This is a genomic window from Devosia sp. CN2-171 (genome assembly GCF_049354815.1).
Classification (GTDB): Bacteria; Pseudomonadota; Alphaproteobacteria; order Rhizobiales; family Devosiaceae; genus Devosia_A.
Map to the genome: position 1 here is coordinate 3,769,559 of NZ_CP186479.1, position 17,611 is coordinate 3,787,169.

Sequence of the window (17,611 nt, forward strand, 5' to 3'; positions counted from 1 at the left end):
CCCCCCTTTTTCGAATGGAGACGACCATGATCGATCGCAGATCGACATTGAAACTGTTTGCCGCCGCGGGCATCGCAGCGGCACTGCCGGGCACTGCCCGGGCCCAGGATACGGCCAAGGAATTCCGCATCGGCTGGCAAAAGGGCGGCGTCTTGGCGCTCGCCAAGGCCAGCGGAGCGATCGAAAAGCGACTGGCGCCACGCGGCGTGACGGTGAGCTGGGCAGAGTTCACCTCCGGGCCGCCGCTGCTCGAGGCGCTGGGTGCCAACGCGATCGATTTCGGCTCGACCGGCGACGTGCCGCCGCTCTTCGCCCAGGCGGCGGGTGGCGACCTCGTCTATGTGGCGGCAACCAAGGGCAGCAAGGCTGGCTCGGCGATCCTCGTCAAAGCCGACTCGCCGATCCAGACGCTAGCCGACCTCAAGGGCAAGAAGCTCGCCTTCAAGCGCGGCTCGAGCGCCCATAACTTCGCGGTGAAGGCGCTGCGCTCGGCCGGATTGACGCTGCACGACGTGACGGAACTCGACCTCGGGCCCCCGGACGCGGCGCCGGCGTTTGCCAGTGGGCAGGTCGATGCCTGGGCCATCTGGGACCCGTATTACGCCATCGCCCAGCAGGACGCGACGACGCGGGTGCTGGTGACCACCGACGGGATCGTCGATTCCTGGGGCTTCTACCAGGCCAACGGGGCCTTCGCGAAGGCCAACGGCAACATCGTCGCAGAGGCCATCGACGAGCTCATCAACGTGGGCAAGGCTTCGCAGGCCGATCTCGAGGATACGATCAAGGCAATTTCGGCGATCACCGGCGTGCCGGAGCCGATCCAGCGGATCGTACTCACTCGGGAGGGTGCGGACCTGGGCCAGATTCTGCCCATCACCGATGAGGTGATCGCCTACCAGCAGAGTCTGGCGGACGAGTTCTTCGAGCTCAAGATCATCCCGCGCAAGCTCAACATTTCCGACATCGTCTGGTACGCACCGGACGCGTGAGACAAGGCAGGCGGCGCTGGCCGCCCGTTCCATCCCAAGGAGGCCGAAAATGACCCTTGTCGCAGACCTGCCAAAACCTGTGCCAAACCCGCTTGCCGGGCTCAAGCTCAAGTTCAGTGGGGCGCTACCGCTACTGCTACCGGTGTCCATCATCGCATTGTGGCAGCTGGCCGCGAGCGCCGGGTGGATCTCCAACCGGCTGATGCCGGCGCCGGTCGACGTGGTGCTCGCCTTCTGGGATAGGACCGTCTCGGGCGAGTTGGCGGTAGACGTCCTTGCCAGCGGGCAACGGGCGATCTCGGGGCTCCTGGTCGGCGGCTCGATCGGGTTCCTGCTGGGGCTCGCCAACGGTACGTCGAAACTCAGCTTCTCCCTCACCGATACGACGCTGCAGATGATCCGCACTGTGCCGAACCTGGCGCTGATCCCGCTGGTGATCCTGTGGTTCGGGATCGGTGAGGAAGCCAAGCTCTTCCTCACGGCACTCGGGGTGTTCTTCCCCATCTACCTCAACACGTTGCACGGGGTGCGCACCGTCGATCCGCAGCTCATCGAGATGGGCCGGGTCTATGGCATGAGCGGCTGGACACTGTTCCGCAAGGTGATCTTCCCCGGTGCGCTGCCGTCGATCTTTGTCGGCCTCAGGTTCTCGCTCGGCATCATGTGGCTGACGCTGATCGTCGCCGAAACCATGGCCGCGTCATCGGGCATCGGGCACATGGCCAACTCGGCGCGCGAGTTCATGATGACCGACGTGGTGGTGTTGGCGCTCGTCATCTACGCGCTGCTCGGCAAGCTTGCTGATGCGACCGCGCGGTTTCTCGAGCGGCGGACGCTGCAATGGCACCCGGCGTTCCAGACGCCCGAGAAAGGTTGATCCGATGAGCCATATCGAACCCGCCCGCAAGTTCACCGCCTGGGGCAAGGAGATCGAGCCCGAGTACCGCGTGCCGGCACCAGTGCCCGCCGCCGGGGCCGGCAAGGCGGTGGGAATCCGTATCGAGGGGCTGGAGAAGTCCTTCGGCAGCGTGCCGGTGTTGCGCGGCATCGACCTCGAAGTGCCGGCAGGGCAGTTCCTCGCCATTGTCGGCAAGAGCGGCTGCGGCAAGAGCACGCTGCTGCGGCTTCTTGCCGGGCTCGATGAGCCCACCGGCGGGCAAATCTCGTTCTCAGGTCCGGACGGCGCGGCCACGACGCCGAACGGCCGCATCGTCTTCCAGGAACCGCGGCTGTTGCCGTGGGAGAGCGTCGCCGGGAATGTCGGTGTGGGCCTTGGCCCCGGCGTGTCGCGGCGGGAAGCCGAGGCGAAATCGCTCGCGGCACTTGCCGAGGTGCAACTGGCCGAGAAGGCGAGCGAATGGCCGGCCCGTCTCTCCGGCGGTCAGCGGCAGCGTGCGGCGCTGGCGCGGGCGCTGGTCAGCCGGCCGGATTTTCTTGCCATGGATGAGCCGCTCGGGGCGCTCGACGCACTGACCCGCATCACCATGCAGGGACTGGTCGAGCGGGTCTGGCTCGAGCAGGGTTTTACCGCGCTATTTGTCACCCACGATGTGAGCGAAGCGGTGGTCCTCGCCGACCGGCTGATCGTCCTTGACGAAGGCCGGGTCGCACTGGACCTCGAAGTCCCGCAACCCCGCCCGCGGTTGCGCGGCGCGGCCGACCTGGCCGAGCTTGAAGGTCGGCTTTTGGCCGCGATCTTCCGATGAGCAAGGCGGCGGCGAGGATCTGGCGGGGCGGTCGGGCAGGGGGAATCGGCGGTGAGAGCGCCGTCTGCTCTGCGGTCACGCCTTGCGGCTGATGAACAGTCCCGTTTGCTTCTCGGTTTCGAGCACGCCACCCCCGGCCGCGAAGGCGTCGTCGATCCGGGCCCGGAACAGCGCCAGTTCCGGCTCTCCGGCGGAATCGCCCGGCGGATAGGAGGTTAGAGCGAGGAACACGTCCTCGGGATTGGTGATGCGCATGCGGGCCGGATGCTCGGCCACGGTGACATTGCCGAACTGCGCCCGCAGCTTCTCCTCGGCATGGTCAAAGCCGAAATAGGTGGCGACAATATTGTAGGGCGGACCGCCGAAGGCTGTGCCCAGCTCGTAGAGCTGCTTCGTATCGCCGATGCCGTTGGTGGTGACCGCCAGCGTGCCGCCCGGCTTCAGCACGCGATGCATCTCGGCCAGCGCCTTTTCCTGGTCGCGCACGTGGTAGAGCATATGCATGGCGATCACGAGATCGAAGCTGCCATCGGGGAAGGGCAGGTCGGTGGCATTGGCCTCGAGCCCGCGCACGGCGGCGAAGGGGAGCGGCTGGCAGCGCTCAACCGCTTCCCGCACCATGCCCGGCGACAGGTCGGCGAGGGTAAGGTCGATCCCCTGAGGGAGGTGCTTGGCGACTGAAGCCCAGAACCAGCCGGGCCCACTGCCGATATCGAGGATCGAACTGCCGGGCTCTAACGGCAGTTGCCCCGCCACCCACTCGAACCACGGCACCTCGGCAATCGTGTACTCCTGGTTCAGCCGCGCCCGTGCCGCGAGCTTGCGGCTGTCCCCATACTGCTTGGCGTTGTTTGTGTCCGCGGCGCCCGACATTCACTCTCTCTCAATTAGATCGCGCTGCGAACGCTATCGGCAAGTGGGTGCAAAGCAAGTCGACGGCAGTGGATGGTATCGATACAAATGAAAAAGCCGGCGTTGCCGCCGGCTTTTCGCTGATTTACGACTGTCAGCTTACGCCGCAGCTTCCTCGGTGTCGGCGGCATCGGACTTGGGTCCGCGGCGAGGCGACTTGGCGAGGTTCTTCTCGATCAACTGCACGGCCTCGGTGAGGGTCAGCTTGTTGACGGCGGCGACTTCGCGGCTCATGCGGTCCATAGCCTGCTCGAACAGCTGGCGCTCGGAGTAGGACTGCTCGGGCTGGTCGTCGGCGCGGAACAGGTCGCGCACCACTTCCGAGATGGCGATCAGGTCGCCGGAATTGATCTTGGCTTCGTATTCCTGGGCGCGGCGCGACCACATGGTGCGCTTGACGCGGGCCCGGCCGGTCACGGTCTCCAGCGCCTTCTTGACCTCGTCTTCCTCGGCGAGCTTGCGCATGCCGACAGACTTGATCTTGGCCACGGGCACGCGGAGGGTGAGCTTGTCCTGCTCGAAGGAAATGACGAAGAGCTCGAGGGTCAGCCCGGCGACTTCCTGGTCTTCGATCGAAGTGATCAGACCAACGCCGTGAGCCGGGTACACAATGTACTCGCCCGTCTTGAATCCAAGCCGCTGCTGAGGCTTCTTGGTGACCATAAAGGGATACTCCTATTAACGCCGCCGCGGGACCGCTCTTCGCGGAAAGGCCGTCCCTTGTTGTTGCTCATTTCGCCCGTCGAACAGTAAGCAAAATCCCCACGCGCTTTCAGCGGTCCGCGAGACCACCGACTGCGCCCCAATATCTGCTGGTGTCATAAAAAAAGTGCCTTGCGGCACGATGGATGACGGGCAAGCTCCATTCGATGTAGAGAGCCTAGCACAAAAATTCAGCAAAATCAAAAGTTGCGAATCATCCACCACCGGATTTCGTTAACCCGGCGGTAAGCATGCGTTCATCGACGCGGCCATTTGATGGCCAGGCGTGGCGAAACCGGGGCTAGTCGCCCTCGCCTAGCGGGGCTAGTCGCCCTCGCCGGGCGCTTCGGAGAAGTACTTCTCGAACTTGCCCTCGACGCCGTCCCACTCCTTGGCATCGGCCGGCGCTTCGCGCTTCTCGGTGATGTTGGGCCAGGCGGAGGCGTATTTCGAATTGATCTCCAGCCACTTGTCGAGGCCGCCCTCGGTATCGGGCTTGATCGCCTCGGCCGGGCACTCGGGCTCGCAGACACCGCAGTCGATGCATTCGTCCGGGTGGATGACGAGCATGTTCTCGCCTTCATAGAAGCAGTCGACGGGGCAAACCTCGACGCAGTCCATGTACTTGCACTTAATGCAGTTGTCCGTGACGATATAGGTCATATTCGCGAGCGTTCCTGCTCAGGGTTGTCGGGCCGCTGGGTCTTGGCCGGCTACACGCGAGACGCGTGCAGCCAAGGGGCGTGCTAGCCCTTTTTCCCGGTGATCGCAAGGGACAGGGCCCGCACCTTTCGCAGCAGGGCTAACGTGCTATTGGCAGACGGCGCCTCGGCGACACGTCAGATGATGCCGGCTACGGGAGGCAGATGCCGGCCTAGTCCTCGCTGTCCTCGCCCTCGTCGCCGCGCAGCCGGTCAATGTCACGGCGATCCTTCTTGGTGGGACGACCTGCTCCCGGATCGCGGGCGGCCTGAACTGGCGGCGCGGCTTCACGCGGCACCGGTGGTGGCGACAGGTCTTCGTAGAGCGCCGCAGCTTCAGTCGCCGGCCCGCGGCGTTCGCCGGCATCGAGGATGCGCCAGACCAGGAGGCGGGTGTGAACCGTCATGGTCAGCACATCACCGGGCCCGACCTTGTGGTCGGTCCGGTCGGTGCGTTCGGAATTGACGCGGATGGCGCCCGTTTCAATGAGCTTTTGCGCCAGGGTCCGCGATTTCACGGCACGCGAGAAGAACAGCCACTTGTCGAGCCGCTGTTTATCCAAGCGCGGCGCACTCCATCACGTCAGATCCAGCGCCGAGTGTCGCTTCGTCGCGGGGACATGTCCATATGGAACACCGACTTACTGGCCGGGAGGCGGGCTTGGGGGCTCACTGGCGCCCGCGCCGTCGGGCGGAGCGGACCTGCCGGCACTTCGCTCGGCGGTGAAATCGACCGGAACGGTCAGCGTGCCCTGGTAGCCGGACTGGGGGTCGCCGGTCAGCGCGACGGTCTGCTGGGCAATCTCGGCCTCGCTATTGTCGCTGAACACGTTGTCGGTCGCGATGGTGATGCGGCCGAGATTGGTCGTGCCGTTCGAATACCTGCCGTCGGCGACATAGACCGCGGCAGCTTCCGCTTCCGGCAGGGCAATCTGGGCGGTCAGGACGGATGCGTCGCCGCTGATGGCGGCCTCGACGGATTCGAAAACTTCGAAGTGGATATGGGGCCAGCGCCCGTCGTAGCAGCCGGGGAAGATGGTGGTGAAACGCACCTTGCCCTCGGCGTCCGACACGCCGACGCCACGCAGATAGTTCCGGTCGGTCGTATCGTAGAGCGAGTAGAGCCCGGTCGCATCGCAGTGCCAGGCGTAGATGGCGTGGTTGGCGAGCGGCGTGCAGCCGTCGGCATTGACGAGCGTGAGTTCGAGGTCGAGCTGCAGACCGTCGGCCGTTGGCGTCATGCCGCCGAAGGAGGTACGCAGGTCGGTGCGGATCACCCCTTCCTGGGTAAGGGCGTTGACCACCTGGCCGGCCTTCACGTTGCTGCCATCGGCGGGGTAAGGGCCGGCTGTCTCCCACGGCAGGGCGACACAGTCGAGCGCGATGCCGGGTACACCCGACAGCGACACGAGACCGAGGCCGCCCATCAGCGTCAGCAGGCGCCGACGGCCGAGCAGTCGCGGCAGGTCCTCTTTGAAACCACCGTCGAAGTGGTCGTCGTCATGGTGGTGGGTCATGTGGTTCTCCGGGCCGCCGAGCGTGTCGCTCGACGGAAGAGATAGGGATGCCGTGCTTTCCGGACCCTGACCGGCACATGAAACGTGCGCAATGTGGATTTAATTGTGGCAATGATCGGCGGCCGTGCAAGGTCGCCGATCCCGATGCAGTGGCCGTGGGGCCTATTCCGACTTGGGGTTCCTGAGCGCCGCGAGCGCGGCCCATGGCGAGTTGGGATCGAGCGGGGCGGGCTTGCGATCCTCGCGCGGCCGATGCTCTTTCCAATCCTCGCGCGGCTTGTCGAAGCGCTTACCGCCCGGCTTGCCACCCTTGTTGTCGAATGGCTTGCCGGCATTACCATTGCCTTGGCGCTTGTCGTCGCGGCGACCTTCGAAGCGCGGACGCCCGGCCGGCTTGCCATCGGCGCCCTCCGGACGGTCCGGCCGGCGGAAATTGCGCTGAGGCTTGTCGCCTTCGGCGCCTGCCTCAGCCGCCGGTGCGGCGGCGTCAGGGCGGTTGCCGCGATTGCGGTTGCCGTTGTGGCGCGGGTTGTCGGGCCGGCGGCCGGCGGGGAACCAGACTTCGTCGAACTCGGGCTCGGCGGGCTTTTCGGCTTCTGCCGGCGCCGGGGCGCCGAGCTCGGCGGCAGCGGTCTCGACCGCCGCAATCTCTTCGGCTGCAGCTTCGGCGACGGGCGTTGCGCCTTCGACGGCATCAGCGGCAGCCGCGTTCACGATTGCATCGGCCGCGTCGGCCACCGGCGTATCGTCAGCCGGGGCATCAGCGGTGGGTGTGTCGGCTGGAGCAGCTTCAGCGGCCACCGCTTCCGACGCAGGAGCGGCGTCGGCGACCACGGCGGGAGCCGCAACCTTGGGGGTGCGGCGGACGCGATAGCCCAGCGAATTAAGGATCGAGGCGAAATCCTCGCCGGCGGTGCCGAGCAGCGAGGTCATCTCGACAGTGACGCGGAAGCCATTGCCCTCGGCGGCGCCGGGCGGCAGTTCGCCCTGGTGCGTCACCGGGTTCAGCGCGATCAGCGGCCGGATGATATCTGCCAGGCGCTCGAGGATATCGACGCGCACGGCGCGCTTGCCTGCGACCTTGAAGCCCGCGAGTTCGTAGAGCTTGGGGTTGACCTCGGGGTCGATCAGGAAGCTGGTGCGGCCGGAGAGGACGATCTGCGGCAGCTCGGCGATGCCCGGCTGGCGCACGCCGCCGTGCTTCAGCGCATAGAGGATCAGCGCCACTTCTCGGGGCGCGGGCTTCAGGCTCGCCGGCACGTAGATGTGGAAGGCGCCGAACTTGACGCCGAGTTTCCTGAGCTTGCCACGCTCGTCCTGGTCGAGGCCCTTGACCTCTTCGGCCACGGTGCTGCGCGGCAGGATGCCAAGGTTTTCGTAGAGGCGGTAGGCGAGGCCGCGGGCCGTCCCTTCGATATCGGCGGGCGCTTCGAGCGCCAGCACGGTCTCGAGCTGGGTGTTGACCAGGTGGCGGAGCCAGAGGTTCAGCCGGTCCTGCACGCGTTCGAGGTCGGGGCCGGTGAGGTTCTCGTCGGCAAGGATGATCAGTCGCGGGGTGAACAACTGCTCGCCCTCGGCGAGATTGGCGATCACCTGGCCGCGCCAGCGCACGTAACCGTCGGTCGAGAGCACGAATTCTTCGTTCGGCGCCCCGGCGACGCGCTCGGCGCGATGGGCGATCTCGGGGGCAACGACCTGCGCGGCGGCTGTCGCCACGCCCTTGGCATCGCCGCCTTCGGAGCGGGCCAGCGTGAAGCGGAAGCCCTCGATAGAGCCGATCAGGTGGCCTTCGAGGCTCACTTCGCCGAGGTCGTTGATTTCAGGCGATACCATATGCTTGTCTCTCAGGTGGCGCATAAGCACCGATGTGCGACGGTCGACAAAACGCTGCGTCAGACGCTCGTGCAGGGCGTCGCTCAGTCGATCCTCGATGTCGCGGGTCTTTTCGCGCCAATATGCGGGGTCTTCAAGCCAGTTCTTGCGGTTGGCGACAAAGGTCCAAGTCCGGATCTGCTTGATCCGGTTCGACAGCGTATCAATGTCGCCTGTCACATTGTCGCAGAACCGTACCTGCTCGGCAATCCAGTCGGCGTCGGCATGGCCGTGCCGGCGGAGGTCGAGGTAGATGCGGGTGATGATTTCGCCGTGCTGGGCCGGCGAGATGTCGCGATAGTCGGGGATGCCGCAGCATTCCCAGAGCAGGCGGACCGCATCCTCACCGCGCGCCAACTCGCCGGCCTCGTTGCGGGCGGTGAATTCGAGCGCATGCTGGTCGGTGGCGACCGGCACACGGGTCAGGGCCCTCACCGGCGGCGTCTTGTCGAGGCTGTTGCGGAGGTCGGCGATCGAGCGGAAGTCGAGTTCGTGGTTGCGCCACTGGATGACGCGGACCGGCTCAAAGTCGTGCATTTCGAGCTGCTTGATCAGCTCTTCCTCGAACTCTGGCGCGTTGCCGGTGACCCCGAAGGTGCCGTTATGCATGTGGCGGCCGGCGCGGCCGGCGATCTGGCCGAATTCGGCCGGGGTCAGGGGGCGGGTCTGGTGGCCGTCAAACTTGTGGTCGTCGGCGAAGGCGACGTGGTGCACGTCGAGGTTCAGCCCCATGCCGATGGCGTCGGTGGCGACCAGGAAGTCGACATCGCCGTTCTGATACATGTCGACCTGCGCGTTGCGGGTGCGGGGCGACAGCGCTCCCATCACCACCGCCGCGCCGCCGCGCTCGCGCCGGATCAGTTCGGCAATGGCGTAGACCTGGGACGCCGAGAAGGCGACGATGGCGGAGCGCTTGGGCTGCCGCGAAATCTTCTTCGAGCCGGCATAGAGCAGCTCGGAAAAGCGCGGCCGGTGGATGATCTCGACGCCCGGCAACAGCGCCTTGACGATCGGCGTCATGGTGCCTGAGCCGAGCAGCAGCGTTTCGCTGAGGCCGCGGGCATGCAGCAGCCGGTTGGTGAAGACGTGGCCGCGATCGAAATCGGTAGCCACCTGGATCTCGTCGATCGCGACGCATTCGACCGGCACATCGAGCGGCATGGCTTCGACGGTGCAGACCCAGTAGCGAGGCTTCGCGGGGACGATCCGCTCCTCGCCGGTCACCAGCGCCACGTGCTGGGCCCCGATCCGGTCGACCACCTTGTGGTAGACCTCGCGCGCCAGAAGCCGCAGCGGCAGGCCGATCATCCCCGAACGATGCGCGAGCATCCGCTCGATGGCGAAGAAGGTCTTGCCGGTGTTGGTGGGCCCAAGAATCGCCTTGAGCGAGGAGGGATATGCGGCAGTCATCACGTCCTACTTAGGTCATCGATCGCCAACAAACGAGTGTCTCGTTGCGACACATTTCTGTCCCCGTTCCGGCCACCCGTGTTAACCATTGGTCCAAACAGGGAACAAACCGGAAAGGAATCGGCTGCGACTCACGAATCCGGGTTTGTTCACCACTGCCTGTGGTGGTCCCCAACTGATTCTGGCGCAAGCAGGCGGCGATCGTGCGACAGCTCGCGAAAAGCAACCGGTTTGTCGTTCATGACTGTTGCCAAGTGATTGATTTTGGCTGGTTTTACTACCGAATCGTCAAGGTGTGAACGAGGTGTGAAGACGAGGCTTGCGAAGATTCTTCGTAGATTGACGAAGCTGCTACCGGGCGCCGGGCCTTTGCCGGAGCGCCATTGGCAATAAAGCCATTGACCGTCCCGGTCTGACACGCCGATTTTGTTAGGGATGCGTTAACCATGATTTTCGCCGGGCCTCTGAGCCGGGCCGGAAGTGATCTACCGCCGCCCGTCCGGCAGCCCCGCGTGGAGGCCGTCCGGCGCTGGGAACCGTGGTCTGTTGCCAACGGTTCGGGGGCGGCGGTCAAATCATGGATGTGGTTATGCAGCCCGCGCCTTGAATGCGTGGTGAGTCAGCCGTTTAGGCACCGTTCATCGGCGTTCAGATTATTGCGCGAGATCGGTCAGCACGATTGACAGATCGCCGGCCTCGGTGGTGATCAGCGCGCGATAGGGGATGTAGGTCCCGGCGAGCTGCAGCGGCGCGAACCAGATCAGGATGCGCTCGTTCTGGGCGAGGTAGGTCGTGATCTCATTATAGGTGTAATGCCCCGAGATCGGCGTGTAGTGCACGCTGCACAGCACCAGCGGACCTTGGTAGCCGGTACGCTTGGACGTGGCGGTGTCGTCCTTGACATATTTCAGCGACAGGTTGAAGCGCTCGACGCCGGTGAAGATCGGCATCTGCTTGTTGCACAAGGCTTTATCGAGCGCAGGCCCGCGCAACACGAACGGCGCCATCATGTCCGTCGCCGCCGCCAGATGCTTCCGCTCGATGGCCACCCGGTCGATATTGTCGATGATCGGCGGGGTAACCTTGAACGACTCGACGCTGCCGCCGCCATAGGTAATGGCCGAGGTGAACTCCTCGCCGCCAGCCCGCGTCAGAAGGTCGAACTTCTGCGCCCTGAGGCCATTCTTGGCTGAAGTTCCGAGCGAGGTCGCCTTGGCCGAGCCGCTGGCGATCAGCTGCGCGAGCCCGGCGATCTTGGCGTCGAGCGCGAGGGAGTACTGGCTGCCGTTGTCGCTCAGAATGATGGTGACGTTGGCGACATGCGTGCCGCCCATGGTCACGGTATACTCGGCGCGGGTGCGGGTCTCCTGTGCGATGGCCGGCAGGCCGGCGAGCGCAAGGGCCAGGGTCGCAAGGCGCAGGCCTTTGCGGAAAGTGGCGCTGAACACGGGCAAAGGTCCTTACGGCGAATCACTTGAGAACGGCCAAAATGCCGCCCGCACCGGCCGCTTGGCAAGGCAAACCCCGTTCACAAGCTTGACGGGCAGGGGGCGTTTCTCTATGGAGGCGCTCGCAATCAAGAACAGACTACAGCCCGTTGCGTGGGATTGTCCCGCGCCCAGGGACATTTTACAGGAATTCAACATGGCTCGCCGCTGCGAACTCACCGGTAAGGGCGTCATGGTCGGGAACAAGGTGAGCCACGCGCTCAACCGCACCCGCCGTCGCTTCCTCCCCAATCTCCTCAACGTCTCGCTCCTGTCGGATGTGCTCGGCCGTACGGTCAAGCTGCGCATCTCGGCGAACGCGCTGCGCACCGTCGAGCACCGTGGTGGCCTCGACGCCTTCCTCGTGAAGGCCGACGACGCCGACCTGTCGCCTGTCGCGCTGGCGCTGAAGAAGGAAGTGCGCGCCGCTCTCGCGGCCTGAGCCAATTCGGCCTAAAGTTTCGGCCGCGCGTTCCCGCCGGGACGCGCGGTTTTCATTTGCCGCCCCGGTCTGATGCCGGACAGCGGTCTACATAGAGGTGCAGGATCATGCTCGCTCGCTTCGTCGCGGCTATCGCGGCCATGGTCGTGGTCGTTACCGCGTCCAACATTCTCGTGCTCTACCCGGTCGAGGCCCAGCTCGGGCCGATCAACCTGAAGGACCTCCTCACCTGGGGCGCCTTCACCTATCCCTTCGCTTTTCTCGTCACCGACCTCACCAATCGCTATGACGGCGCGACGCGCGCCCGGCAGGTGGTGGTGGTCGGCTTCGTCGCTGCCGTGGCGCTGTCGTTCTACCTGAGCTTCAATCCGCTGCCGTGGAACGTGGGCGGCGCTCCAGCGACGACAGCGCGCATCGCCACCGCCTCGGTCACGGCTTTCCTCATCGGCCAGTTGCTCGATATCTCGGTGTTCTCGCGCCTCCGCGCGAGCAAGAACTGGTTCCTGCCGCCGCTTGCCGGCTCGCTGCTGGGGTCGCTGCTCGATACGGCGATCTTCTTTACGATCGCCTTCGCGCCCAGCTTCGCCTTTGTCGACGGGATCTATGGCAGCGCCGACAACTCGCTCGGCTTCCCAGCGCCGTTCCTCAGCCTCGGGCCGGAAGTGCCGCTATGGCTGTCGCTCGCGACCGGCGATTTCCTGGTGAAGTTCCTTGCTGCCCTGCTGCTGCTCGCGCCCTACCGGGCGCTGATGGGCCGGATCATGCCGCTGCCCCCGATCGGGGCTCGCGCCTAAGCCGGATTGCCGCTCAGGTGCTCGTGGACGATCCACCAGCGATCGTCCACGCACTTCAGCACAGTGGTGCCGCGGCCCGAGCCCGAAGCGGGCTTGCCGTCGAACGTCGTCCGCCAGTTGTAGCGATAGATGCAGGTGGCGGCGTGATCGCCTTCGGCGATCCATTCGTGCTGATCGAGCCAGTAGTGCTCGTCAGGCCCCATTATCTGCCAGGTCGCCTCGAAGGCGGCCCGGATCGCGTCGATGACGCGATGCGTCCCGTCCGAGAACCAGAAGGTCGCATCCGGCGCGACGAGATCGGTCAACAGGTCGAAGTCTTGTCGGTTGATCCGGTCGGCGTATGCAGCAAGCACATCTCTGGCTGTCATGTCTCACCTCGATCAGTCGAGGCTGAACTCTAGCAGCAGGTTGCGCTCCCAGTCGTTGAAGTTGTTGTCCGAGACGAGGGTGATGCGGGTCGAGCCATCGGGCGCCGCGTGGACGGCGAGGGCTTCCATGTTGTCGATCTCGCCGCCCGCAGTATGGAGCAGCACCTCGCCCTTCATGTGGGCGCCGGCCTTCACCTCGGCGGCGGGGATGCGGACGAGGCGCATCTGGAAGGCGAGCAGCGAGACGCCGCGCTCGAGCACCAGCAGGTCGCCATTGGGCATGAAGGCGCAGTCGGTCGGGTTGGTGCCGTCGCCCGAGATGTAGCTCAGCGGGCCCTTGTCGTTGTTGCCGAGCAGGTACGCCGAGTGCTGGCCGTCATCGTCGATGATGCCCTCGGTGAGCAGCAGGGTCGAACCGGCGATGGGCGAAGCGGCCGGTGCAACGCAGACCGCTTCCAGCGTCTCGTTGGTGCGGACATCGCTCAGCCACTTGGGGATCGACACGTCGCGCGCCGCGCCGGATGGGCGGCCATCGAGAAGGGAGAAATCGGCGACGCGTGTCAGGTTCTCGAAACCGACACGCACGGCGCTCGGCTGGCCGTCGCGGACGATGACGGTGAGGGCCTCGGCGTCGCGGGTATAGGCACGCGGCAGCTCGGCGCCCTTGGTGTTCTGGATTGGGTCGATCTGCACGCCGATCAGTCCGATCGGGCGGCCCTGCTCATCGTAGAGCAACTGGCCCGAGATGAAGTTGCCGCGGTCCGAGACCATGACCAGCTTCTGGTTCGGTCCGGTAAAGCCCAGCCCGGAGAGGCCGCCGAACGTGTCGGCCTGGCTCTGCATCTCGATGCCGCCGCGCCAGGTGAGCCCTTGCACGCGCTGGCCGATACCGGCGGACAGGAAAGTGTTGATCGGCACGGCGGTGACCGTCAAATCCTCGGCTCGAGCGCCGAGGGCCGCGGCACCGAGCAGGGCAGTGCAGGCGCTGATGATCAGTAGGCCCGCTCCGGCGAAGCGCGTGGCGCGTCGCGAGGCACTCATCCGTAGCGGCTTTTGCGGTAGGCGTTGGGCGGCTCTTCGTCGAAGAGCGAGGCCAACTCGTCGGTGAGCGCCCCGGCCAGTTCCTCGGCATCGAGCAGGGTTACGGCGCGGCGATAGTAGCGCGTCACGTCATGGCCGATACCCACGGCCACCAGTTGCACCGGCGAGCGGGTTTCGATCTCTTCGATCACCTGGCGCAAATGGGCCTCGAGATAATTGCCGGCGTTCACGCTCTGGGTCGAATCATCGACCGGCGCACCGTCGGAAATCACCATCAGGATGCGGCGATTTTCAGTCCGCCCGAGCAGGCGCTTGTGCGCCCACTGCAGGGCCTCACCGTCGATATTCTCCTTGAGCAGGCCCTCGCGCATCATCAGCCCGAGATTGCGCCGGGCATGGCGCCACGGCTCGTCGGCGGCCTTGTAGATGATGTGGCGGATATCGTTGACGCGGCCGGGATTGGGCGGACGCCCCGCCTCGAGCCAGGCCTCGCGGGACTTGCCGCCCTTCCAGGCGCGGGTGGTGAAGCCGAGGATCTCGACCTTCACGCCGCAACGCTCGAGCGTACGCGCAAGGATGTCGCCGCAGATCGCCGCGATGGTGATCGGGCGGCCGCGCATCGAGCCGGAGTTATCGAGCAGCAGCGTCACCACGGTGTCGCGGAAATCGGTGTCCTGCTCGACCTTGAAGCTCAGGGCCTGCAGCGGGTCTGTGACCACGCGGGTCAGGCGCGCCGTGTCGAGCAGGCCCTCCTCGAGATCGAATTCCCAGCTGCGGTTCTGCTGCGCCATCAGGCGCCGCTGCAGCTTGTTGGCCAGCCGCGCCACGGCGCCGGCGAGGTTCTCGAGCTGCTTGTCGAGCAGGGCGCGAAGCTGGTCGAGCTCCTCGGGGGGGCAGAGATCGGGGGCGCGAACGACTTCGTCGAACTTCTGGGTGAAGATCTTGTAGTTGAAGACGTTCTGGAATTCCTTGGCGTTGGCGCCTGGTGGGGGCGGATTGGGCTGGTCCTCGCCGGCCTCAGACGATTCGTCGTCATCGGCATCGGTGAAGTCCATCTCGGCGCCGTCGACTTCGCCTTCCTCCTCGGACTGGCCGGGGGTCTGGTCCTCGTCGGCTTCGGCGTCCTCGCTCTCGCCTTCGCCCTGTTCCGGCGTCTTCTCGTCGTCCTGGCCGCGCTCGGGATCCTGGTCGTCATCCCCCTCGCTGTCGTCGCTCTCGCCGTCGTCCATGTCGCTGTCGGGCACGAGGTTCAGGTCGCGCAGCAGCTGCCGCGTGGCGCGGCTGAACAGTTCCTGGTCCTCGAACCGGGTCATGAGGGTGGTCAGCGAGGTGCCGGCACGCTCCTCGATTTCCTTCTTCCATAGGTTGACGATGGCATTGCCCGACGGCGGGATGGCGACGCCGGCCACCTTCTCGCGCAGGATCAGGCCGAGAGCCTCTGCCAAGGGAGCGTCTGCCTTGTCGGTGACCTCAGCAAAATTCTGGCGGAACAACCGGTCTTCCAGCATTTCGTGGATATTGCCGGTCATGCCGGGCATGCGGATGCAGCCCAGCGCCTCGACGCGGGCCTGCTCGAGAGCGTCATAGGCGGCCCGGGCCTCGGGCTCCGCCGGCGCGCGCTTGCGGTGTGTCTCGGGGTCGTGGCTCGCGAGCCGCATGGCCATGGCGTCGCCCTGGCCGCGGGCGATGGCGATGTCGCGCATCGTCGGCAGACGCGGCAGGTTGGCGAGCCGCGCCTTGTCGGTAGTCAGGATCGGGCGATCGGCGGAAAAGCTGACCTCGAGCTCACGCTTGCCGCCGATGGCGCGTACCGCCGCGCCCATCGCCGTCTTGAACGGCTGGGTCGTGTCGGGCTTGTTCGGCTTCGAACCACGCGGGGGAGGGGCCATGAGAAGGGTCCGGATACGGGGCTAGGCGTTGGTAGGGGCGAGGCTGGTCGCCATCAGCAGGAACATCGGCTGATAGCGTTCTTCGGCCCATTCGGGGTGCGCTGCAATATCTGCGTCGGTCGCACTCCACTCATCGATGTGGTCGAGCCGCAGGCCGTTGCGTTGCAGCGTGTTGATCGTAGTCGAGATCAGTCGGTGGTATTTGACCACGCCATTGGCGATCCAGTTGGTAAGTCGCTCGCCTTCACGCAGGTAGTCATCGACGATGCCGAGCAGGTGCCCGTCGGCGTCCTTCATGAAGTCGGGGTTGGCACGGGCGGCAAACACCGGGTGTTCCATGCAGAACACGAAATGCCCGCCCGGCCTCAGCGCCGAGCGCACCCGCGCCGCGAAGGCATCGAAATCGGCGAGGTAGTGCACGGCCAGCGAGCTGAACACCAAGTCGAACGCGGCCTGCGGCGGCTGGTAGGTCTCGAGGTCGGCGCGCTCGTAACGGATGGGCAGACCGGGGCCGCGGCGCTGCGCGTCCTCCAGCATCTTGGCTGAAAGATCGACGCCCAGCACGCCGGCGGCACCCTGCTCCACCGCATAGCGGCAGAAGGGGCCGAAACCGCAGCCGAGATCAAGCACCTGCGCGCCTTTCAGGGGCGGCAGCATTGCCTTGAGCGACGGCCATTCTGCTGCGCCAGCCAGGCCGTCCTTGGAGCGGGCGAACTGGCTGTAGCCTTCGAAGAATGCCGGATCATCGTAGATATTCTGGGCCAACGTGGCCTCCGGATCAGGCAATCACCGCGAGGTTGGCGGCGCTCTCGGGCAGGTCCTCGCCGAACACGCGCTGGTAGAACTCGGCCACCACTGGGCGTTCGAGCTCGTCGCACTTGTTGAGGAAGGTCAGCCGGAAGGCGAAGCCGACATCGCCGAAGATCTCGGCGTTTTCGGCCCAGGTGATCACCGTACGCGGGCTCATCACTGTCGACAGGTCGCCGTTGATGAAGGCCTGGCGGGTGAGATCGGCGAGGCGGACCATGTTGTTGACGGTCTTCTTGCCCTTCTCGCCGGTATAGGTCTTGGCCTTGGCGAGGACGATTCCGACTTCCTTGTCGTGCGGCAGATAGTTCAGCGTCGTCACGATCGACCAGCGGTCCATCTGGCCCTGATTGATCTGCTGGGTGCCGTGATAAAGGCCCGAGGTATCGCCGAGACCGATGGTGTTGGTCGTCGCGAACAGCCGGAAGGCCGGGTGCGGGGTGATGACGCGGTTCTGGTCGAGCAGCGTCAGCCGGCCCTGGGTCTCCAGCACGCGCTGGATCACGAACATCACGTCCGGGCGGCCGGCATCGTATTCGTCGAAGACGAGCGCAATGTTGTTCTGCACGGCCCAGGGCAGGATGCCGTCACGGAATTCCGTGATTTGCTTCCCGTCCTTCAGGACGATCGCGTCCTTGCCGACAAGATCGATGCGGCTGACATGGGCGTCGAGATTAACGCGGACCAGCGGCCAGTTGAGGCGCGCCGCGACCTGCTCGATATGGGTCGACTTACCGGTGCCGTGGTAGCCCTGAACCATGACGCGGCGGTTGAAGGCGAAGCCGGCGAGAATGGCGAGCGTGGTGTTGCGATCGAACAGGTAGTCCGGGTCGGCGGGCGGCACATGCGGATCTGTCTCCGCGTAGCCCATCACCTTCATGTCGCTGTCGATGCCGAAGGTCTCGCGGACGGAAAATTCCTTGTTCGGCAAATTGGTGTATTCAGGCATCTTTCACGAGGCTCTCGAGTGA

At 65.3% G+C, this 17,611-nt stretch carries 17 protein-coding genes; 5 read left to right on the forward strand and 12 right to left on the reverse strand.

Features of this window, described 5'->3' with window-relative positions:
* Nucleotides 1–26 precede the first annotated feature (26 nt).
* From ACOYW5_RS18730 to ACOYW5_RS18740, 3 genes are read left to right on the forward strand one after another with little or no spacing between them, the layout of a single operon-like run.
* Entirely contained in the window at nt 27–992 is a 966-nt protein-coding gene (locus tag ACOYW5_RS18730) for an aliphatic sulfonate ABC transporter substrate-binding protein (RefSeq protein ID WP_423066401.1), read from the forward strand.
* Nucleotides 993–1,041: 49 nt separating this feature from the next.
* Entirely contained in the window at nt 1,042–1,869 is an 828-nt protein-coding gene (locus ACOYW5_RS18735; RefSeq protein WP_423066402.1) for an ABC transporter permease subunit, read from the forward strand.
* Nucleotides 1,870–1,873: 4 nt separating this feature from the next.
* Nucleotides 1,874–2,698 carry an ABC transporter ATP-binding protein gene (locus ACOYW5_RS18740; protein ID WP_423066403.1) on the forward strand — a complete coding sequence of 275 codons (825 nt, stop codon included), beginning with the start codon at nt 1,874–1,876 and terminating at the stop codon, nt 2,696–2,698.
* A 75-nt stretch (nt 2,699–2,773) separates the two neighbouring features.
* Here the strand turns inward: ACOYW5_RS18740 and ACOYW5_RS18745 are convergent, their stop codons facing one another.
* From ACOYW5_RS18745 to ACOYW5_RS18775, 7 genes are all read right to left on the reverse strand, one after another.
* The gene (locus ACOYW5_RS18745; protein WP_423066404.1) at nt 2,774–3,571 is read right to left on the reverse strand and encodes a class I SAM-dependent methyltransferase; all 798 of its coding nucleotides are present in this window, start codon (nt 3,569–3,571) and stop codon (nt 2,774–2,776) included.
* Between the two features lie 138 nt (nt 3,572–3,709).
* Nucleotides 3,710–4,273, reverse strand: coding sequence for a CarD family transcriptional regulator (locus tag ACOYW5_RS18750; RefSeq protein WP_423066405.1), 564 nt, complete (start codon nt 4,271–4,273; stop codon nt 3,710–3,712).
* Between the two features lie 363 nt (nt 4,274–4,636).
* On the reverse strand, nt 4,637–4,975 hold the full coding sequence (fdxA, locus tag ACOYW5_RS18755) for a ferredoxin FdxA (protein ID WP_423066406.1): 339 nt from the start codon (nt 4,973–4,975) through the stop codon (nt 4,637–4,639).
* A gap of 211 nt (nt 4,976–5,186) precedes the next feature.
* A complete protein-coding gene (locus tag ACOYW5_RS18760) occupies nt 5,187–5,576 on the reverse strand; it encodes an RNA-binding S4 domain-containing protein (protein WP_423066407.1) in 390 nt (129 codons plus the stop codon).
* A 78-nt stretch (nt 5,577–5,654) separates the two neighbouring features.
* Nucleotides 5,655–6,530 (reverse strand): hypothetical protein, encoded by an 876-nt coding sequence (locus ACOYW5_RS18765; RefSeq protein ID WP_423066408.1) that lies wholly within the window; start codon nt 6,528–6,530, stop codon nt 5,655–5,657.
* 162 nt (nt 6,531–6,692) lie between these two features.
* The gene (locus ACOYW5_RS18770; protein ID WP_423066409.1) at nt 6,693–9,812 is read right to left on the reverse strand and encodes a helicase-related protein; all 3,120 of its coding nucleotides are present in this window, start codon (nt 9,810–9,812) and stop codon (nt 6,693–6,695) included.
* 653 nt (nt 9,813–10,465) lie between these two features.
* Nucleotides 10,466–11,260: a DUF3108 domain-containing protein gene (locus ACOYW5_RS18775; protein ID WP_423066410.1), complete on the reverse strand. Its 795-nt coding sequence runs from the start codon at nt 11,258–11,260 to the stop codon at nt 10,466–10,468.
* 196 nt (nt 11,261–11,456) lie between these two features.
* Between ACOYW5_RS18775 and rpmB the strand changes: the two genes are divergently transcribed.
* Both rpmB and ACOYW5_RS18785 read left to right on the forward strand, forming a co-directional pair.
* Nucleotides 11,457–11,741, forward strand: coding sequence for a 50S ribosomal protein L28 (gene rpmB, locus ACOYW5_RS18780; RefSeq protein ID WP_423066411.1), 285 nt, complete (start codon nt 11,457–11,459; stop codon nt 11,739–11,741).
* Nucleotides 11,742–11,848: 107 nt separating this feature from the next.
* Nucleotides 11,849–12,535 (forward strand): queuosine precursor transporter, encoded by a 687-nt coding sequence (locus tag ACOYW5_RS18785; protein WP_423066412.1) that lies wholly within the window; start codon nt 11,849–11,851, stop codon nt 12,533–12,535.
* Here the strand turns inward: ACOYW5_RS18785 and ACOYW5_RS18790 are convergent.
* From ACOYW5_RS18790 to cobS, 5 genes are read right to left on the reverse strand one after another with little or no spacing between them, the layout of a single operon-like run.
* Nucleotides 12,532–12,903, reverse strand: coding sequence for a YybH family protein (locus tag ACOYW5_RS18790; protein WP_423066413.1), 372 nt, complete (start codon nt 12,901–12,903; stop codon nt 12,532–12,534). The two genes, ACOYW5_RS18785 and ACOYW5_RS18790, sit on opposite strands and share 4 nt — an antisense overlap.
* A gap of 12 nt (nt 12,904–12,915) precedes the next feature.
* Nucleotides 12,916–13,944: an esterase-like activity of phytase family protein gene (locus ACOYW5_RS18795; protein ID WP_423066414.1), complete on the reverse strand. Its 1,029-nt coding sequence runs from the start codon at nt 13,942–13,944 to the stop codon at nt 12,916–12,918.
* Entirely contained in the window at nt 13,941–15,833 is a 1,893-nt protein-coding gene (gene cobT / locus ACOYW5_RS18800; protein WP_423066415.1) for a cobaltochelatase subunit CobT, read from the reverse strand. Before cobT ends, ACOYW5_RS18795 begins: the two co-directional genes overlap by 4 nt.
* Nucleotides 15,834–15,854: 21 nt before the next feature.
* A complete protein-coding gene (locus ACOYW5_RS18805) occupies nt 15,855–16,598 on the reverse strand; it encodes a class I SAM-dependent methyltransferase (protein WP_423066416.1) in 744 nt (247 codons plus the stop codon).
* A gap of 13 nt (nt 16,599–16,611) precedes the next feature.
* The gene (gene cobS / locus ACOYW5_RS18810; protein WP_423066417.1) at nt 16,612–17,589 is read right to left on the reverse strand and encodes a cobaltochelatase subunit CobS; all 978 of its coding nucleotides are present in this window, start codon (nt 17,587–17,589) and stop codon (nt 16,612–16,614) included.
* Between the last annotated feature and the right edge of the window lie 22 nt (nt 17,590–17,611).

What these genes read in the sequence shown, in the direction of transcription:
- ACOYW5_RS18730 (WP_423066401.1), top strand. Translation starts at nt 27, where the DNA reads ATGATCGATCGCAGATCGACATTGAAACTGTTTGCCGCCGCGGGCATC.
- ACOYW5_RS18735 (WP_423066402.1), top strand. Translation starts at nt 1,042, where the DNA reads ATGACCCTTGTCGCAGACCTGCCAAAACCTGTGCCAAACCCGCTTGCC.
- ACOYW5_RS18740 (WP_423066403.1), top strand. Translation starts at nt 1,874, where the DNA reads ATGAGCCATATCGAACCCGCCCGCAAGTTCACCGCCTGGGGCAAGGAG.
- ACOYW5_RS18745 (WP_423066404.1), bottom strand. Translation starts at nt 3,571, where the DNA reads ATGTCGGGCGCCGCGGACACAAACAACGCCAAGCAGTATGGGGACAGC.
- ACOYW5_RS18750 (WP_423066405.1), bottom strand. Translation starts at nt 4,273, where the DNA reads ATGGTCACCAAGAAGCCTCAGCAGCGGCTTGGATTCAAGACGGGCGAG.
- fdxA (WP_423066406.1), bottom strand. Translation starts at nt 4,975, where the DNA reads ATGACCTATATCGTCACGGACAACTGCATTAAGTGCAAGTACATGGAC.
- ACOYW5_RS18765 (WP_423066408.1), bottom strand. Translation starts at nt 6,530, where the DNA reads ATGACCCACCACCATGACGACGACCACTTCGACGGTGGTTTCAAAGAG.
- ACOYW5_RS18770 (WP_423066409.1), bottom strand. Translation starts at nt 9,812, where the DNA reads ATGACTGCCGCATATCCCTCCTCGCTCAAGGCGATTCTTGGGCCCACC.
- rpmB (WP_423066411.1), top strand. Translation starts at nt 11,457, where the DNA reads ATGGCTCGCCGCTGCGAACTCACCGGTAAGGGCGTCATGGTCGGGAAC.
- ACOYW5_RS18785 (WP_423066412.1), top strand. Translation starts at nt 11,849, where the DNA reads ATGCTCGCTCGCTTCGTCGCGGCTATCGCGGCCATGGTCGTGGTCGTT.
- ACOYW5_RS18790 (WP_423066413.1), bottom strand. Translation starts at nt 12,903, where the DNA reads ATGACAGCCAGAGATGTGCTTGCTGCATACGCCGACCGGATCAACCGA.
- ACOYW5_RS18795 (WP_423066414.1), bottom strand. Translation starts at nt 13,944, where the DNA reads ATGAGTGCCTCGCGACGCGCCACGCGCTTCGCCGGAGCGGGCCTACTG.
- cobT (WP_423066415.1), bottom strand. Translation starts at nt 15,833, where the DNA reads ATGGCCCCTCCCCCGCGTGGTTCGAAGCCGAACAAGCCCGACACGACC.
- cobS (WP_423066417.1), bottom strand. Translation starts at nt 17,589, where the DNA reads ATGCCTGAATACACCAATTTGCCGAACAAGGAATTTTCCGTCCGCGAG.